Source organism: Pseudomonas sp. LSJ-87, assembly GCF_032971465.1.
GTDB classification, from domain to species: Bacteria; Pseudomonadota; Gammaproteobacteria; order Pseudomonadales; family Pseudomonadaceae; genus Aquipseudomonas; species Aquipseudomonas putida_Z.
Genome location: NZ_JAWJYQ010000001.1, coordinates 530,998 through 546,715 on the forward strand (window position 1 = coordinate 530,998; position 15,718 = coordinate 546,715).

Sequence of the window (15,718 nt, forward strand, 5' to 3'; positions counted from 1 at the left end):
GCCTGTCTCCCAGATAGGATGCGGGAGTTTCAGACTGGCTTGAGTGGTTTACGGTTTGGCTGTGGAATGGTGACAAAACAGTGAAATTTATAGCACCTGTGCTGGCCCTATCGCCGGCAAGCCAGCTCCCACAGGTACTCCACAGGACTCGAGGCCTGTGGTGACTGTGTGGGAGCCCGGCTTGCCGGCGATAGGGCCAGCACAGGCAATGCAGATCAGTCGTCGGTAGCCTTGATCGACTTGGGCGACAAGCGCAGGCTGCGCAAGCTGCGCTTCACACTCTTCAGATGGTTGACCAGGCTCGGCCCGCGCGCCATGGCCACGCCCATGGCCAGCACGTCGATCACCACCAGGTGGGCGATACGCGAGGTCAGCGGGGTATAGATTTCGGTGTCTTCATGCACGTCGATCGCCAGGTTTACCGTCGACAGCTCCGCCAGTGGTGTCTGGCTGGGGCACAAGGTAATCAGGTTGGCGCCGCTCTCACGGACCAGGTTGGCGGTGATCAGCAGGTCCTTGGAACGGCCCGACTGGGAAATGCATACCGCCACATCACCCGGCTTCAGGGTCACCGCCGACATCGCCTGCATGTGCGGGTCGGAATAGGCTGCCGCGCTGAGCAGCAGGCGGAAGAACTTGTGCTGGGCATCGGCCGCTACCGCACCGGAGGCGCCAAAGCCATAGAACTCCACACGCTGCGCCTGGGCCATGGCGGTCACCGCCTGCTGCAGCGCCTGCGGGTCGAGGTGCTCGCGCACTTCCATCAGGGTGTGCAGCGTGGTGTCGAAGATCTTCAGGCTGTAGTCGGCGACCGAGTCGTCTTCATGGATGGCGAACTGGCCGAAACTGGCCCCCGCAGCCAGGCTCTGCGCCAGCTTCAGCTTCAGGTCCTGGAAGCCCGAGCAACCGATCGCGCGGCAGAAACGCACGATGGTCGGTTCGCTGATACCCACGCTGTGCGCCAGGTCGGCCATGGAGCTGTGCATGACGGCAGCCGGGTCGAGTAGCACGTGGTCGGCTACTTTGAGTTCCGATTTGCGCAGCAGGTGGCGCGATTGGGCGATATGTTGCAACAGATTCACAGGCTGGACTCGGTTATGATCGGCTGGCCGGGTTGTAGCTATCTTGTAGTTATACTACATGGACGCCAACCCGCCCAGTTAAACGAACGTGGAGAGTGGTGGTTTGACTATTCCTTGCGACATTCTGGTCTTCGGCGGCACCGGCGATCTGGCCCTGCACAAACTGCTTCCGGCGCTCTACCACCTGTTTCGCGAGGCCCGTCTTAACAACGCCGTGCGCATCATCGCGCTGGCACGACGCAACTTGCCACGTAACGATTATCTCAAGCTCGCCGAGCGCCATTGCCGGGCACAAATTGCCCGCAACGACTTCGACGAAGAGGTCTGGCAGCGGTTTTCCGCGCGGGTCGACTATTTCGCCATGGATGCTTCGCAAAGCGCCGACTTCGGCCGCCTGGCGCGCTACCTGGGCGAACCCGGCGGCTTGACGCGCATCTTCTACCTGGCCACCGCCCCCAACCTGTTCGTGCCGATTGCCAAGCACCTGCATAACGCCGGCCTGGCCGACGCCGAAGCGCGCATCGTGCTGGAAAAGCCGATCGGCCACTCGCTGGAATCGGCTACCGCCATCAACGAAGCGATTGGCGCAGTGCTGGAGGAGAACCAGGTATTTCGCATCGACCACTACTTGGGCAAGGAAACCGTGCAGAACCTGATGGCCCTGCGTTTTGCCAACGCCCTGCTGGAGCCGGTGTGGCGCAACAATCAGGTCGACCACGTGCAGATCAGCGTTTGCGAGACCCTGGGTGTAGAGAACCGCGGCGCCTACTACGACCGCGCCGGGGCGACCCGCGACATGTTGCAGAACCACCTGCTACAGCTACTATGCCTGGTGGCCATGGAGCCCCCCGCGCAGTTCGAGGCCGAAGCGGTGCGTGACGAGAAGGTGAAGATCTTGCGGGCCCTCAAGCCCATCACTGGCCAGGACGTGCAGGACAAGACCGTACGCGGCCAGTATGGCGCCGGGCGCATCGGCGGCCAGGAAGTGCCGGCCTATTACTTCGAAAAGGACGTCGACAACGACAGCGACACCGAAACCTTCATCGCCATCGAGGCGCACATCGACAATTGGCGCTGGGCGGGCGTGCCCTTCTACCTGCGGACCGGCAAGCGCATGGCACGGCGCTCATCGCAGATCGTCATCCAGTTCAAGCCGGTGCCCCACGAGCTTTTCAATGGCGGCCAGGTCAACCAGCTGCTGATCCAGCTGCAACCGGACGAACGCATCAGCCTGCGCATGATGACCAAGAGCCCGGGCAAGGGCATGCGCCTGGAACCTGTGGACCTGGACCTGAACCTGGCCCAGGTGTTCAGCCAGACCCGCCGCTGGGACGCCTACGAGCGCCTGCTGCTGGATGTGCTGGAGGGCGACTCGACGCTGTTCATGCGCCGCGATGAAGTGGAAGCGGCCTGGGCCTGGATCGACCCGATCATCAAGGGCTGTGAAGAGCACTTCCAGGCACCGCGACCGTACCCGGCAGGCAGTAACGGGCCGGAGCAAGCCAACAGCCTGCTGGCCAGGCACGGCAGGCACTGGCATAGCTGAAGCACTGCCCTGCTCCCGTCGCAGGCGAAAGGGCAGAAAGTAGCCCCAGCGCGCTGGCGCTACTTTCAACCCGAGACAGGAGCAGACAATGGCTACTATCACCAACCTCGTTGCAATCAACGACATCGCCCACGGCAAGCAGGCTTTCAGGGTTCATGGCACCGTTACGGTCGCCTCTCCGGCCATCGAACCGGTGCTGGTCGAACCCAAGCTGCGCCACCGGGGTGGCTGGGAAGTGCTGGAGCTTCAGCTGCTGGATAGCGGCGCAATCACCCCGCAGGTGCTGACCGAAAAAACCGTGGCTTTCGAACGTGCAGGCGGCACTGGCTGGAAAATCGTGGAGATCATCCATGCCGGCGGTTCGCAGCGCTGCGAAATTCGCACCATCGAGGCGATTGACTGAACAGCTACCTGCCAGGCCGCCCGAGCGGTGGCCTGGCACCTGCCATCGGCTCGATGAACGGGCGTGCGGCAGGTGAATATTTATACAGTGGAGGTTTGCCCCATTTCCTGCCGCGCCCTAGAATGGCCCGATGCGCACAGACGACCTCTCCCTCCTGCTGAATTCCCTCAACGATGCCCAACGCCAGGCCGTAGCGGCCACGCTCGGGCGTCAACTGGTGCTTGCTGGCGCCGGTTCCGGTAAAACCCGCGTGCTGGTGCACCGCATTGCCTGGCTGATTCAGGTGGAGCAGGCATCGCCGCACTCGATCCTGTCGGTGACCTTCACCAACAAGGCCGCGGCAGAAATGCGCCAGCGGATCGAGCAACTGCTGGGCATCAACCCGGCGGGCATGTGGGTCGGCACCTTCCACGGCCTGGCCCATCGCCTGCTGCGGGCCCACTGGCAGGAAGCACGGCTGGTGCAGAACTTCCAGATCCTCGACAGCGACGACCAGCAGCGCCTGATCAAGCGGGTGATGCGCGAGCTGGGCCTGGACGAGCAGAAATGGCCGGCACGCCAGGCCCAGTGGTTCATCAACGGGCAGAAGGACGAAGGCCTGCGCCCACAGCATATCCAGGCCGGGGGCGACCTGTTCCTGTCGACCATGCGCGACGTCTATACCGCCTATGAGCAGGCCTGCGAGCGCGCCGGGGTCATCGACTTCTCCGAGCTGCTGCTGCGCGCCCTGGACCTGTGGCGCGACCACCCGGGCCTGCTGGAGCACTACCAGCGGCGCTTCCGCCACGTGCTGGTGGACGAGTTCCAGGATACCAACGCCGTGCAGTACGCCTGGCTGCGCCTGCTGGCGCGCGGCGGTGACAGCCTGATGGCGGTGGGCGATGACGACCAGTCGATCTACGGCTGGCGCGGTGCCAAGATCGAGAACATTCACCAGTACACTGCCGACTTCCCCGACGCCGAGATGATCCGCCTGGAGCAGAACTACCGCTCCACTGGCGGCATCCTCAAGGCAGCGAACGCGCTGATCGCCAACAACAGCGGGCGCCTGGGCAAGGAGCTGTGGACCGACATGGGCGAAGGCGAACCGCTGACCCTGTATGCGGCCTACAACGAGCACGACGAAGCCCGCTACGTGGTGGAAACCATCGAGAGCCTGGTCAAGCAGGGCAATGCGCGCAACGAAATCGCCATTCTGTACCGCTCCAACGCCCAGTCGCGGGTGCTGGAAGAAGCCCTGCTGCGCGAACGCATCCCCTACCGCATCTACGGTGGCCAGCGCTTCTTCGAGCGAGCCGAAATCAAGAACGCCATGGCTTACCTGCGGCTGATCGAAGGCCGTGGCAACGATGCAGCCCTGGAGCGGGTGATCAACGTGCCGCCACGTGGCATTGGCGAAAAAACCGTCGAAGCCATCCGCGAGCACGCCCGCCACAGCCAGGTGTCGATGTGGGAGGCCATGTGCCAGCTGCTCGCCGCCAAAGCCCTGAAAGGCCGCGCGGCCAGTGCCCTGGGTGCGTTCATCGAGCTGATCGAGGGCTTGGCGGCGAAGGTCGTGGACATGCCACTGCATACCATGACCCAGACCACCATCGAGCAGTCCGGGCTGATCATCTATCACCAGGAAGAAAAGGGTGAGAAGGGCCAGGCACGGGTAGAAAACCTTGAGGAACTGGTCAGCGCAGCGCGCAACTTCGAGTCCACCGAAGAAGACGCCGGCCTCTCGCCACTCTCGGCGTTCCTCGGCCACGCTTCGCTCGAGGCAGGCGATGCCCAGGCCGACGAGCATGAAGACAGCGTCCAGCTGATGACCTTGCACAGCGCCAAGGGCCTGGAGTTCCCGTATGTGTTCCTGGTGGGCATGGAAGAAGGCCTGTTCCCGCACAAGATGAGCCTGGAAGAGCCTGGCCGCCTGGAAGAGGAACGCCGCCTGGCTTATGTGGGCATCACCCGCGCCATGCGCCAGCTGGTCATGACCTACGCCGAAACGCGTCGCCTGTATGGCAGCGAGACCTACAACAAGGTGTCACGTTTCGTACGCGAAATTCCGGCAGGCCTGGTTCAGGAAGTGCGCCTGTCCAACAGCGTCAGCCGCCCGTTCGGCGGGGCCAAGACGGCCACGAACAGCAACCTGTTCGCCAATGCCAGCATTCCGCAGACCGCGTTCAATCTGGGCCAGCGTGTGCAGCATGCGGTGTTTGGCGAGGGTGTGATCCTCAACTTCGAAGGCTCCGGCGCCCAGGCGCGGGTGCAGGTGAATTTTGCCGAAGGCAGCAAGTGGCTGATGCTGGGGTATGCCAAGCTCGAGGCCATCTAAAAGCCTGCGAAGTCCCTTGTAGGAGCGGCCTTTGTGGGAGCGGCCTTGTGTCGCGAAAGGGCCGCAAAGCGGCCCCACGATTGTGGCTTTGACGCTGATATCTTGGGGCTGCTTCGCAGCCCTATCGCGACACAAGGCCGCTCCCACAAGTATTGCGCCAGCATTCCGAGAGCAGGTCGTGCCGGGTTTGTAACATTCAGGCAAAAGCTCGAAACATTATGTCGCTGGTCATGTGCCCGGGAACCTGTGCACCATGACGCGCGTGCAATCCACAACAGGGGATATCCCACTTATGCAACGTTTTCTTAGCATCGCTCTGGCGCTCTGCGTCGGCCTGACGCTGAGCCTGGACGCCAACGCCAAGCGTTTTGGCGGCGGCAAGAGTTCGGGCTCCGCGCCTATTCACCAGACCCGCCAGGCCACGCCAACCACGCCTGCCGCCGCGCCGACCGCACCTGGCCGTGCCGCTCCGGCCGCCAGCGGTGCTTCGCGCTGGTTGGGCCCTCTGGCCGGCCTCGCCGCCGGTGGCCTGCTGGCTTCCATGTTCATGGGCGACGGTTTCGAAGGCTTCCAGATCATGGACTTCCTGATCGTGGCGCTCATCGCCTTCCTGGTGTTCCGCTTCATCGCCGCGCGCCGTCGCCAGCAGCAGCCGCAAATGGCCATGCCGGGCCATGCGCCGATGCAGCGTGAAGCTCACGCGCAGCCTGCCCAGCCGTCGATCTTCGGTGGTTCGGCCACACCTGCTGCCGCAGCCGCCCCAGTGATCAACGCCCCGGCCTGGTTCAACGAGCAGAACTTCCTGGCTGCTGCCCGTAACCACTTCCAGGCGCTGCAGCAGCACTGGGACGCCAACGAGATGGACAAGATCGCCGAGTTCGTCACCCCGCAGATGCTCGAGTTCCTCAAGCGCGAGCGCGCCGAATTGGGTGATGGCTTCCAGTCCACCTACATCGACAACCTCGAGGTACAGCTGGACGGTGTCGACGACCGCGCCGACCGTACCGACGCCACCCTGACCTTCCGTGGCGTGTCGAAGAACTCGCGCTTCGACCAGGGCGAAGTGTTCAGCGAAAGCTGGCACATGGTCCGCGCCCAGGGCGAAAACCAGCCTTGGCTGGTGGCCGGTATCCGTCAAAACGGCTAACCGCTGCGTGCTGCACAAAAAACCCCGGGCCTGTCCCGGGGTTTTTGCTTTTGCCAGAGTGGCCTACTAGGGTATAACGCGCAGCGTTGTCATCTAGGTCAGAGGAAGTGAACCGTGGAAGAAGTGATCGAACAACTCCGTGAAGCCAACGAGCCAGTGCCGGTGCCCCTTGAGCTTCCCGACGAGGACCAACTGGTCGAGATCGAAGAAGAGCTGTTCATCAACATTCCGTTCGTGTTCAAAGAGTTCCTGCTGACCGTCAGTGACGTGGTGTATGGCTCACTGGAGCCGGTGACCGTTACCGACCCACAATCGCATACCTACCTGCCAGAAGTCGCCGCCAACGCCTGGGATGCCGGCGTACCACGTGACCTGATTCCACTGTGCCAGGACGGCGACAACTACTACTGCGTCGAAGAGGATGGCACCGTGGTGCTGTGGGATGCCGAAGAGGAAATCGTCGGTGAAGACAGCTGGGAATCGGTGTGGCACTGGGCGCGGGATGTCTGGCTGGAGAGCTGATTCCAACCTCTGATTTGATGCTGCCTGTGCCGGCCTCTTCGCGGGTAAACCCGCTCCCACAGGTACTGCACAGGTGTTGAGCATTGTGCAGTACCTGTGGGAGCGGGTTTACCCGCGAAGAGGCCGGCACAGGAATAGGAAAAATTATGGCCTAGTGCCATCAATGTAGTCAAAATCGCCAGGCTTTCTGCGCCCGGCGACATCGCTACCGCTCCATCCCCTCGGACGACGGTGAAATCTTGCGCAGGGAGCATTGCCCCCTTCAGTGCGTATTCTCGCGGCTGTTCTCCAGCGTCTCCAGCAAGGCAATCTGCATGCGCGTATGCACGCGGATAAACCAGCGCCACAGCAAGGCCACTACCACCGCAGCCACCACGGCAATCACCAGCAGCAGCTCGCTGGTGGGCAGAATGCTCGCTGACAGCGCCGACAGCAGCAGGAAAATCACCAGCAGCGACAACAGCGGGATCACCTCGGCAATCACACGGCGCACGCGCTGGGTATGCCGCCCGGCCATTTCCGGCTTGACGCCCATCTCTGCCAGTAGCATCGACAGCGCCTTGAGCTTTCGATAGGCGGCAATCAGGAATGGCAGCGACAGCAATAGCGCTGCGCCCCAGATCAGCGCTTTCTGTTGGCTGGCATCGCTGACCCACTCGCTGAGCCAGTTGCCGATCCGCCCGGCGAAATAGCCACCACTGAAGAAGATGGCGATCACCAGCGCCAGGTTCACCCCAACCTGCAACAGGATGCGCCGGATCATCGCCGCGAGCATGGCGCCCTCACCCTGCGGCTGGATGCTGCGCAACCATTCGCCATACAACGACAGCACCCGCGCCAGGCGGCTGGGCACCACCTTGCCCAACTTGAGCGACAGCGGGTCGGCGGCACGGATCAGGTAGGGTGTCAGCAGCGTGGTGATTGCCGATACCGCCACAGCCACCGGGTAGAGGAAATCGCTGGTCACCTGCAGGGTCATGCCCAACGCGGCGATGATGAAGGAAAACTCGCCAATCTGCGAAAGCCCCATGCCCACCCGCAGCGATGTGCGCCCGTCATTTCCGGCAATGAACGCGCCCATGCCACACGACAACATCTTGCCCAACACCACCGCCAGGGTAATGACCACGATCGGCCAGGCGTAGTCGATCAGCACCTGGGGGTCGATCATCAGGCCGATGGCGACGAAGAAGATGGCACTGAACAGGTCGCGTACCGGTTCGATCAAGCTCTCGATCTTCAGCAACTGGCGCGATTCGGCCATGATCGCGCCAATCAGGAAGGCGCCAAGCACCATGCTGTACTCGAGCTTCACCACCAGCAGGCAGAAGCCGAAGCACAGGCCCAATACGGTTATCAGCAGCATCTCGTTGCTTTCGAACTTGGCCACGTAGGCCAGCAGGCGCGGCACCAGCAGGATGCCGATGACCAGCGCAACGATCATGAACAGCGACAGCTTGCCGACAGTGGAGAATACCTCGCCCGAGCTGACCGTGCCGCTGACGGCGATGCCCGACAGCAGGGCGATGATGCCGATACCGAGGATGTCCTCGACGATCAGCACGCCGAATATCAGTTGGGCGAAACGCTCGTTCTTCATCTTCAGGTCGTTGAGCGCCTTGACGATGATGGTGGTCGAGGAAATCGCCAGGATGGCGCCGAGGAACAGCGAATCCATGGTGTTCCAGCCAAACCAGCGGCCGATCTCGAAGCCGATCCAGATCATCAGCACGATTTCCAGGAACGCCGCGATGAACGCCGTGGCGCCTACCTTGAACAGCTTGCGCAGGCTGAATTCGAGCCCCAGGCAGAACATCAGGAAGATCACCCCCAGCTCGGCGAGGGTCTTGATGGTGTCTTCGTCGTGGATCAGGCCGAACGGTGGGGTGTGCGGGCCGATGATGAAGCCGGCGACGATGTAGCCCAGCACCACAGGCTGCTTGAGGCGGTGAAAGAGAATGGTGACCACGCCAGCAACCAGCATGATGACTGCCAGGTCCTGGATGAAGCTGATGGCATGCATGGCGTGATACTCCTTTTCTCGTCCGTTGCTGGATGCCTGGGCAGACCGCTCCTCTGCCAAGGCAACCCCGAGCGAGCAGCAAGTACATACTGTTTTGAATGCAGGAAAAGCCCATGTTGCATGGGTGTAGTCAGGTTAACATCGCACCCCGCCGCAAAAAGGCGGTGCAATATGCAGAAACAGATCGGCTGGAAAAGCGCCGCTGATGGCATGATCGGCGTGACGATGGAGCGTCAGCCAACGTCCCGTACCAGGAAGGCAAATTCAAAAGAGGGGAACAGAAGTGTCTGCAGATAATGCCCCCCATTCGCCCGATTCAGCGCAACCTCACCGTGAGCACACTATGGAACCTGGAAACGCCCAGCTGAGCATGACCGTCCTGATGACCCCGGACATGGCCAACTTTTCTGGCAACGTACATGGCGGCACCCTGCTCAAGTACCTCGACGAAGTGGCCTATGCGTGCGCCAGCCGCTATGCCGGCAGCTATGTAGTCACCCTGTCGGTCGACCAGGTGATCTTCCGTGAGCCGGTGCACGTGGGTGAACTTGTGACCTTCCTGGCGTCGGTCAACTACACCGGCAACACCTCGATGGAGGTGGGCATCAAGGTGGTGACCGAGAACATCCGCGAGCGCTCGGTGCGCCATTCCAACAGCTGCTTCTTCACCATGGTCGCGGTCGACGACAACCGTCGCCCGGTGCAGGTGCCGCCGCGCCAGCCGCAAAGCAGTGAAGAAAAGCGCCGCTTCCTGCAGGGCCAGCAGCGCCGACAGATCCGCCAGGAGCTGGAAAAGCGCTACCAGGACCTGAAAACCGACGCGATTTAAAGCGCCAGCATCTGTGCCTCGAAGCGCACCCTCGGGTGCGCAATGCGGTCCTGGGCCCGCACCAGCTGCAGTTCATAGCTGGAGCAGGCCTGGGTTTCGAGCAGCACTTCGTGTACGGCCGCAGCGGTGAATTCGAACGCCTGCACCCAGCTGTCGCCGAGCAGAACGCGGGCCAGGAACAGGCCTGAAGTCAGGTCCCCCACCCCTACCGGCTGCCGCGGGAACGCTAGCAGCGGGCGGCGCAGGTGCCAGCTTTGCTCGGCGGTCACCAGCAGCATCTCGAACTGGTCTTCGGCGCGCCCGGGGTACGCCAGGTGCTTGACCAGCACCACCTGCGGCCCGCGCTGCAACAGGCTGCGCGCCATGTTCACGCAGTGCTCCAGCGACTGCGCTCGGCGGCCACAGAAGCTGTCCAGTTCCAGCTGGTTGGGGCACAGGATGTCAGCTCTGGCAGCCGCCTCGTCGAGCAGGAACTCGCTGACTTCCGCTGGCACGATGCAACCCTTCTCAGGGTGCCCCATGACCGGGTCGCAAAGGTACAAAGCCTTTGGGTTGACTGCCTTGATGCGCTCGACGCCGGCCAGAATCGCCCGACCTTGTTCGGCGCTGCCCAGGTAACCGGACAGCACCGCGTCGCAATGGCCCAGCTCGCCAATGTTGGAAATGCCTTCCACCAACGCAGGAATTTGCGCGGGGGCAAGCACTTCACCCGCCCACTGGCCATACTGTGTGTGATTGGAGAACTGCACGGTATTGAGCGGCCACACATTGACCCCGATACGCTGCATGGGAAACACCGCGGCGCTGTTGCCGGCGTGGCCGAACACCACGTGGGACTGGATGGCGAGCAGGTGCGGGGTACGTTTCATGCGGGAGGTTTCCAAAGCTGTTTCAGGGATTGTGCGCACCGCAGTATGAACTCGATTGCCACCTGTACGACAGGCCAGGGACGCAGTTAAGCTGGATCGACCTGTTTGGAGCATACGCAAATGTTGACCCTGGAAAACCTCTTCGTCCTGATGCTGGTCGCCACGGCAGGCGCCTGGTTGTGGCACAACCACGGGTTGCGCGAGAAAGCCCTGGAACGGGTCAAACAGCATTGCGCCAAGCTCGACCTCGAACTGCTCGACGACGCGGTCGCACTCAAGCGTATCGCCTTTGTCCGTGACGCCAACGGCCGCAAGCGCCTGGCGCGCGTCTACGCCTTCGAGTTCACCGTTACGGGCGAGCAGCGCCACCCCGGTACCGTGACCCAGTTCGGCGCCCACAGCGTACAGATTGAACTGGCGCCCTACCCGTTCGAGATCAAGACCCCACCGCGCACCGACAATGTCATCGAGATGCAGCAGTGGCGCCAGGAGCACAACCGCTGGCGCAACTGATCAGCTGACACGGCATTCGCTCAACCCGGCCTGCAGCGCGGATTGCGATTGCGGCTGGTCGAAAATCAGCTCGATACGCGTATCCCTGCGCCAGTCGCTGGGCTGCCAGGCAGGCATGTCCCCATTCAGGCCATTGAATGATTGCCAGCCCTCCACGCTGTGGATAACCCCCTTCGCGCGCCGCCACGGCCAAGCCCGCAAGAACGCCTGCAGCCGCTGTGGATAAAACTGCTGGCCAGGGTGCCAGCGCCAGCCGATGCTCCAACCTCCCTCTCCCTGCTGGGCAAGACAGATAGGCTGGCCGGGGTCTGCCCATAGCGCTGCCGGTGGATTTACAAGATTGTCGACAATCCTGTTATCCACAAGCGAGCTGTCGACAGTGCCATGGGGTACAGACGGAAGGTCCGACAAGGGCAGCCCACCTTGGACGGTCCAGAATATTTTCTTTTTATAAAATTTATTAGTTATCAACAATTTAGTGCTTTCATCCACAGCCTCTGATTTGTTCAAGACAACGCTTTCAGCAGCATCGAACGCCTGCTGTTGATCCTCCGGAAGCTGCTCGTTCCGGACCATCGACTGCGCGTCCACGACCATCAGCAATGGCTGTATTGTCAGCACTCCAGCCCAAGGGGCTTTTTGCAACTGAGCGAGCAACTGCAAGGGATGACCCAGCCCGGACGGCTCGATGAACAGCCGGTCAGGGCGGGATTTGCGCAGCAGTCGGCCCAGGCCCACCTGGAACGGCATGCCATTGACGCAGCACAGGCAGCCACCTGCGACTTCGCCGATGGCGATGCCGTCTTCGTCACGGCTGAGCAAGGCCGCATCCAGGCCTACCAGGCCGAATTCGTTGATCAATACTGCCCAGCGCTCATTGGCCGGGCGTTGGGCCAGCAGGTGACGGATCAGGGTGGTCTTGCCGGCCCCCAGCGGGCCGGCAATCACGTGGGTGGGAATGTTCTGCAGCATGGGGCGGCTTCGGGCGATGGTGATGCCTCACTATGCGCTGTCAGGCCAGCCAGTCAAGGCTGAGCAGCAGACGCCCCAGCTGCCCCGACGGCGAACGATGCACCAGGCCCGCCCCTTCGTTGCCCTGCCACTTCTCACCTTTGAGCACAGCTACGTCGCCCGCTTGCAGGTGCTGAACGTTATCCACAGGCAGTATTGCTGTATGTAAGTTGCCACGAGGGCTCGCGTCCTCTTTCAACCACTCGCTACCTGGGCCTGCGTAGGTAGTGAGCAGACGCAGCGGAACGTTATCCACATGGAAGCGCGGGCACATCGGGCCTGTCAGTACCCGCAGGCGCAAACCTACCCGCTGCGCACCCACCAGGCAGGTATAGGCCGCCACCAGCCAGGCCACATCCGCCACGAATGCCTCATAGCCGTGCAAGTCGGCCGCTTCGCGCAAGAGTTCGGTGAATACCGGCATGTGCTGCTCGTCCACATCGATGACGCGCTGGTCTGCCAAGGGCTGGCCGAGGCTGACTACCAGGGCGGCAAAGTCCTCCAGTTGTGGCGGCAAGCGTCGGCGCCATACCGCCAGGTTCACGCCATCCTGCAGCACATCGGTCAGCACCTGCGGTGTCTCGCCAAATACCTGAAAAATATCCACAGGCTTGCGTGCAGGGTTCATGCTGCCGCCTCCTCATGCCATGGACCGAACGGATCGGGCAGGCGCAACCAGCCCATGTGCCCCAATTCCATTTCCTGATCGGTCAAAAGGCATGCATCGAGTGCTGTGGATAATTTTTCGAAGTCAATATTCTGCCCGATGAACACCAGTTCCTGGCGGCAGTCACCGCTCTCGGCAATCCAGTTCTTCAAGATCGCGGCGGAGTTATCCACATCCTGGGGCCACTGCTCGCGCGGCACGAAGCGCCACCAGCGGCCCGCCAGGCCATGGCGCATCATGCCGCCTGCCTGCGACCAGCTGCCGGCCTCCTGGTATTTGCTGGCCAGCCAGAAAAAGCCTTTCGAACGCAGCAGTCGGCCATTGCTCCAGGGCGTGTGGATAAAATCGAAAAAGCGCTGTGGATGAAGGGGGCGCCGGGCCTGCCAGGTGGTGGCGGCAATGCCGTACTCTTCGGTTTCCGGCACATGCTCGCCGCGCAACTCTCGCAGCCAGCCCGGTGCCTGGGCAGCCTGGTCGAAGTCGAACAGACCGGTGTCGAGGATACGTTCCAGCGGTACCTTGCCCATGACCATGGGCACGATCTGCGCCCGGGCATTGAGGCTGCGCAGCATGGCCATGAGCTCTTCGCGCTCGTGCTGGCTGATCAGGTCGATCTTGCTCAGCAACAGTACATCGGCGAACTCGACCTGCTCGATCAGCAAGTCACTGATCGAGCGCTCGTCCTCCTCACCCAGGGTTTCGCCACGGCTGGCCAGGCTATCTGCTGCCTGGAAATCACGCAGGAAGTTCAGGCCATCGACCACAGTGACCATGGTGTCCAGGCGCGCCATGTCGGACAGGCTACGGCCCTGTTCGTCGCGGAAGGTGAAGGTCTCGGCCACCGGCAGTGGCTCCGAGATCCCCGTGGACTCGATCAGCAAATAATCGAAACGCCCTTCTTCGGCCAGCCGCGCCACTTCCTCGAGCAGGTCTTCACGCAACGTGCAGCAGATGCAGCCATTGCTCATCTCCACCAGCTTCTCCTCGGCACGGTTGAGGCTTACATTGCGCTGCACCTCGCTGGCATCAATGTTGATTTCGCTCATGTCATTGACGATGACCGCAACCCGCAGGTTGTCGCGGTTACGCAGCACATGGTTGAGCAAGGTGCTCTTGCCGGCGCCAAGGAAGCCGGACAGCACGGTGACAGGGAGACGGTTGGACATGGCGAAACCTCTTCAGGCGAGCGCATTCGAAACGATGCATTGCACAATGTTATAAAGTAACAATACAATTTCGCCAAGCCGTTCGTGACGAACGAGTACCCCCGGGAGGATGAATGAACCCGCCAAGTGCCAGGGTGCCCCTCCCGGCATTGCAGCTTGATCGGTGGTGGCCGCTGATCTCCCTTTTGTTTGGAATACCAGATGACTCAGCTCAAGCTCCCCGACATTGCCGCACAAAACCATGAATACGCCTTGCCTTTGAACTGGGTGGGTATGTGCGGGATCGCCCAACCTGTGCAGTTCGAGGGGCGCACAGCAGCTGCCACTGTCGATGCCGGCGTTAGCCTGGTAGACGGCAGCGCACGCGGTATCCATATGTCGCGGCTTTATCTCGCCCTGGAGTCGTTGGAGCATCAGCCTCTGACGCCGCTCACCATCCGCCAACTGCTGGCTGACTTCCTCAGCAGCCACGAAGGCCTTTCTTCAGCCGCCTATCTGCGTTTGCGCTTCGAGCATCTGCTAAAAAGGCCTGCATTGATCAGCCCGCTGGAGGGTTGGAAAAGCTATGCCGTCACAGTCGATGCAAGGATCGAAAATGAAATGTTCCACGTGGAACTATCCGTTTCCATCCCTTACTCCTCGACCTGCCCATGCTCGGCTGCACTTGCACGGCAGCTGATTCAGCAGCAGTTCCAGGCGCATTTCAGCGCCGAGCAGGTCGACAAATCTGCAGTCCTACAGTGGCTTGGCAGCGCCGAAGGCATCGTAGCGACGCCCCATAGCCAACGTAGTAACGCGCAAATCCAGGTAAGGCTGCGCAGCAATCAGCAGGTTCTGCCAATCACCGAGTTGATCGACCGGATAGAAGCAAGCCTGGGGACGGCGGTGCAGACCGCAGTGAAGCGCGCAGACGAACAAGCCTTTGCCTTGGCCAACGGCCAGAACCTGATGTTCTGCGAAGACGCCGCACGACGCCTGCACAAGGCGCTACGGCAAATGGAATGGAGCACGGCCTTCAAGCTGCGCGTGGAACATGCAGAGAGCCTGCATGCCCACGATGCTGTCGCGACCAGCCAGTGGCAATGGGATGTCAGCTGCGCGGCTTGACCGAGCCGCAGTCATTGCCCAACCACACGGCACGGGTGTTCATGCTGCCTTGCTGCTGTACACCCGAGGCGTTGAAGGTTCCATTGACCTGGGTGGTGAATTCCCGGTCACTGAGGAATGTCGCCTGGCCACTGCCCTGCGCTTTGGGGCAGCTGAACTGAAATTTCCACACATTGCCGGTGCGGTCGGTGATCTTCTGGGTACACCCTGACTTCGGGTCCTGCAGTGGGATATCGTTGGTTGCCACCTGTTCTGGCGTCAGGCAAGAGCGCACCCCCTTACCCCCAACAGTCACTCCCTGCTTGGCCAGCACCCCTTCCATCATCGCGCGCTGCTCTGGCGGCAGGTTCTTCAACTGACCGAGCATGAACTCCATGTCGGGTAACGGCTTGCCATCGACCTGCATGTTGCTGGTGGTCAGCTCCCACAAACCTGGCTGTAGCATCTGAGCATGCACCAGCGGGCTGCTCACACCTAGGGCCAACGCCAACAGTGGCAGACGAATCTTCATGGACG

General features: G+C 61.7%; 15 protein-coding genes. 8 read left to right on the plus strand and 7 right to left on the minus strand.

What is annotated here, in order from left to right; genetic code table 11:
• Positions 1 to 215: 215 nt before the first annotated feature.
• Positions 216 to 1,082, minus strand: a complete 867-nt coding sequence (gene hexR / locus RYH74_RS02320) for a transcriptional regulator HexR (RefSeq protein ID WP_011536461.1) — start codon at positions 1,080 to 1,082, stop codon at positions 216 to 218.
• 103 nt (positions 1,083 to 1,185) lie between these two features.
• Between hexR and zwf the strand changes: the two genes are divergently transcribed.
• From zwf to RYH74_RS02345, 5 genes are all read left to right on the plus strand, one after another.
• Positions 1,186 to 2,628: a glucose-6-phosphate dehydrogenase gene (gene zwf, locus RYH74_RS02325; RefSeq protein ID WP_085588862.1), complete on the plus strand. Its 1,443-nt coding sequence runs from the start codon at positions 1,186 to 1,188 to the stop codon at positions 2,626 to 2,628.
• Positions 2,629 to 2,716: 88 nt separating this feature from the next.
• Entirely contained in the window at positions 2,717 to 3,031 is a 315-nt protein-coding gene (locus RYH74_RS02330) for a hypothetical protein (protein ID WP_317408902.1), read from the plus strand.
• A gap of 130 nt (positions 3,032 to 3,161) precedes the next feature.
• On the plus strand, positions 3,162 to 5,348 hold the full coding sequence (uvrD, locus tag RYH74_RS02335; protein ID WP_317408903.1) for a DNA helicase II: 2,187 nt from the start codon (positions 3,162 to 3,164) through the stop codon (positions 5,346 to 5,348).
• Positions 5,349 to 5,640: 292 nt separating this feature from the next.
• Positions 5,641 to 6,495 (plus strand): Tim44 domain-containing protein, encoded by an 855-nt coding sequence (locus tag RYH74_RS02340; protein ID WP_075046789.1) that lies wholly within the window; start codon positions 5,641 to 5,643, stop codon positions 6,493 to 6,495.
• Positions 6,496 to 6,609: 114 nt separating this feature from the next.
• A complete protein-coding gene (locus tag RYH74_RS02345) occupies positions 6,610 to 7,017 on the plus strand; it encodes an SMI1/KNR4 family protein (protein WP_025341149.1) in 408 nt (135 codons plus the stop codon).
• 262 nt (positions 7,018 to 7,279) lie between these two features.
• On the opposite strand, the gene RYH74_RS02350 is transcribed toward RYH74_RS02345, so the two are convergent.
• Positions 7,280 to 9,040: a cation:proton antiporter gene (locus tag RYH74_RS02350; RefSeq protein ID WP_075046791.1), complete on the minus strand. Its 1,761-nt coding sequence runs from the start codon at positions 9,038 to 9,040 to the stop codon at positions 7,280 to 7,282.
• A gap of 343 nt (positions 9,041 to 9,383) precedes the next feature.
• On the opposite strand from RYH74_RS02350, the gene RYH74_RS02355 reads away from it, so the two are divergent.
• Positions 9,384 to 9,869 carry an acyl-CoA thioesterase gene (locus RYH74_RS02355; protein WP_003260046.1) on the plus strand — a complete coding sequence of 162 codons (486 nt, stop codon included), beginning with the start codon at positions 9,384 to 9,386 and terminating at the stop codon, positions 9,867 to 9,869.
• On the opposite strand, the gene pdxY is transcribed toward RYH74_RS02355, so the two are convergent.
• A complete protein-coding gene (pdxY, locus tag RYH74_RS02360; protein WP_317408904.1) occupies positions 9,866 to 10,738 on the minus strand; it encodes a pyridoxal kinase PdxY in 873 nt (290 codons plus the stop codon). The two genes, RYH74_RS02355 and pdxY, sit on opposite strands and share 4 nt — an antisense overlap.
• A 120-nt stretch (positions 10,739 to 10,858) precedes the next feature.
• Between pdxY and RYH74_RS02365 the strand changes: the two genes are divergently transcribed.
• A complete protein-coding gene (locus tag RYH74_RS02365; RefSeq protein ID WP_015272369.1) occupies positions 10,859 to 11,251 on the plus strand; it encodes a DUF3301 domain-containing protein in 393 nt (130 codons plus the stop codon).
• On the opposite strand, the gene RYH74_RS02370 is transcribed toward RYH74_RS02365, so the two are convergent.
• Genes RYH74_RS02370 through zigA form a run of 3 tightly spaced genes read right to left on the minus strand, consistent with a single transcriptional unit; the run spans position 11,252 to position 14,095 of the window.
• Complete coding sequence (locus tag RYH74_RS02370; protein WP_317408905.1) at positions 11,252 to 12,223, minus strand: GTP-binding protein; 972 nt, start codon at positions 12,221 to 12,223, stop codon at positions 11,252 to 11,254.
• Positions 12,224 to 12,263: 40 nt separating this feature from the next.
• Positions 12,264 to 12,890: a DUF1826 domain-containing protein gene (locus RYH74_RS02375; protein WP_075046795.1), complete on the minus strand. Its 627-nt coding sequence runs from the start codon at positions 12,888 to 12,890 to the stop codon at positions 12,264 to 12,266.
• Complete coding sequence (zigA, locus tag RYH74_RS02380; protein WP_075046796.1) at positions 12,887 to 14,095, minus strand: zinc metallochaperone GTPase ZigA; 1,209 nt, start codon at positions 14,093 to 14,095, stop codon at positions 12,887 to 12,889. The genes RYH74_RS02375 and zigA overlap by 4 nt, the downstream gene beginning before the upstream one ends.
• Before the next feature lie 201 nt (positions 14,096 to 14,296).
• Here zigA and folE2 point away from each other — a divergent pair, with 201 nt between their 5' ends.
• Positions 14,297 to 15,202: a GTP cyclohydrolase FolE2 gene (folE2, locus tag RYH74_RS02385; protein ID WP_075046797.1), complete on the plus strand. Its 906-nt coding sequence runs from the start codon at positions 14,297 to 14,299 to the stop codon at positions 15,200 to 15,202.
• On the opposite strand, the gene RYH74_RS02390 is transcribed toward folE2, so the two are convergent.
• Entirely contained in the window at positions 15,186 to 15,713 is a 528-nt protein-coding gene (locus RYH74_RS02390; RefSeq protein ID WP_015272374.1) for a DUF3617 domain-containing protein, read from the minus strand. The two genes, folE2 and RYH74_RS02390, sit on opposite strands and share 17 nt — an antisense overlap.
• Between the last annotated feature and the right edge of the window lie 5 nt (positions 15,714 to 15,718).

Excerpts from the sequence above, each read along its gene's own strand:
- RYH74_RS02340 (WP_075046789.1), top strand. The coding sequence starts at position 5,641 with ATGCAACGTTTTCTTAGCATCGCTCTGGCGCTCTGCGTCGGCCTGACG.
- RYH74_RS02355 (WP_003260046.1), top strand. The coding sequence starts at position 9,384 with ATGGAACCTGGAAACGCCCAGCTGAGCATGACCGTCCTGATGACCCCG.
- RYH74_RS02375 (WP_075046795.1), bottom strand. The coding sequence starts at position 12,890 with ATGAACCCTGCACGCAAGCCTGTGGATATTTTTCAGGTATTTGGCGAG.
- zigA (WP_075046796.1), bottom strand. The coding sequence starts at position 14,095 with ATGTCCAACCGTCTCCCTGTCACCGTGCTGTCCGGCTTCCTTGGCGCC.
- RYH74_RS02390 (WP_015272374.1), bottom strand. The coding sequence starts at position 15,713 with ATGAAGATTCGTCTGCCACTGTTGGCGTTGGCCCTAGGTGTGAGCAGC.
- folE2 (WP_075046797.1), top strand. The coding sequence starts at position 14,297 with ATGACTCAGCTCAAGCTCCCCGACATTGCCGCACAAAACCATGAATAC.
- uvrD (WP_317408903.1), top strand. The coding sequence starts at position 3,162 with ATGCGCACAGACGACCTCTCCCTCCTGCTGAATTCCCTCAACGATGCC.
- RYH74_RS02350 (WP_075046791.1), bottom strand. The coding sequence starts at position 9,040 with ATGCATGCCATCAGCTTCATCCAGGACCTGGCAGTCATCATGCTGGTT.
- RYH74_RS02365 (WP_015272369.1), top strand. The coding sequence starts at position 10,859 with ATGTTGACCCTGGAAAACCTCTTCGTCCTGATGCTGGTCGCCACGGCA.
- pdxY (WP_317408904.1), bottom strand. The coding sequence starts at position 10,738 with ATGAAACGTACCCCGCACCTGCTCGCCATCCAGTCCCACGTGGTGTTC.
- RYH74_RS02330 (WP_317408902.1), top strand. The coding sequence starts at position 2,717 with ATGGCTACTATCACCAACCTCGTTGCAATCAACGACATCGCCCACGGC.
- RYH74_RS02370 (WP_317408905.1), bottom strand. The coding sequence starts at position 12,223 with ATGCTGCAGAACATTCCCACCCACGTGATTGCCGGCCCGCTGGGGGCC.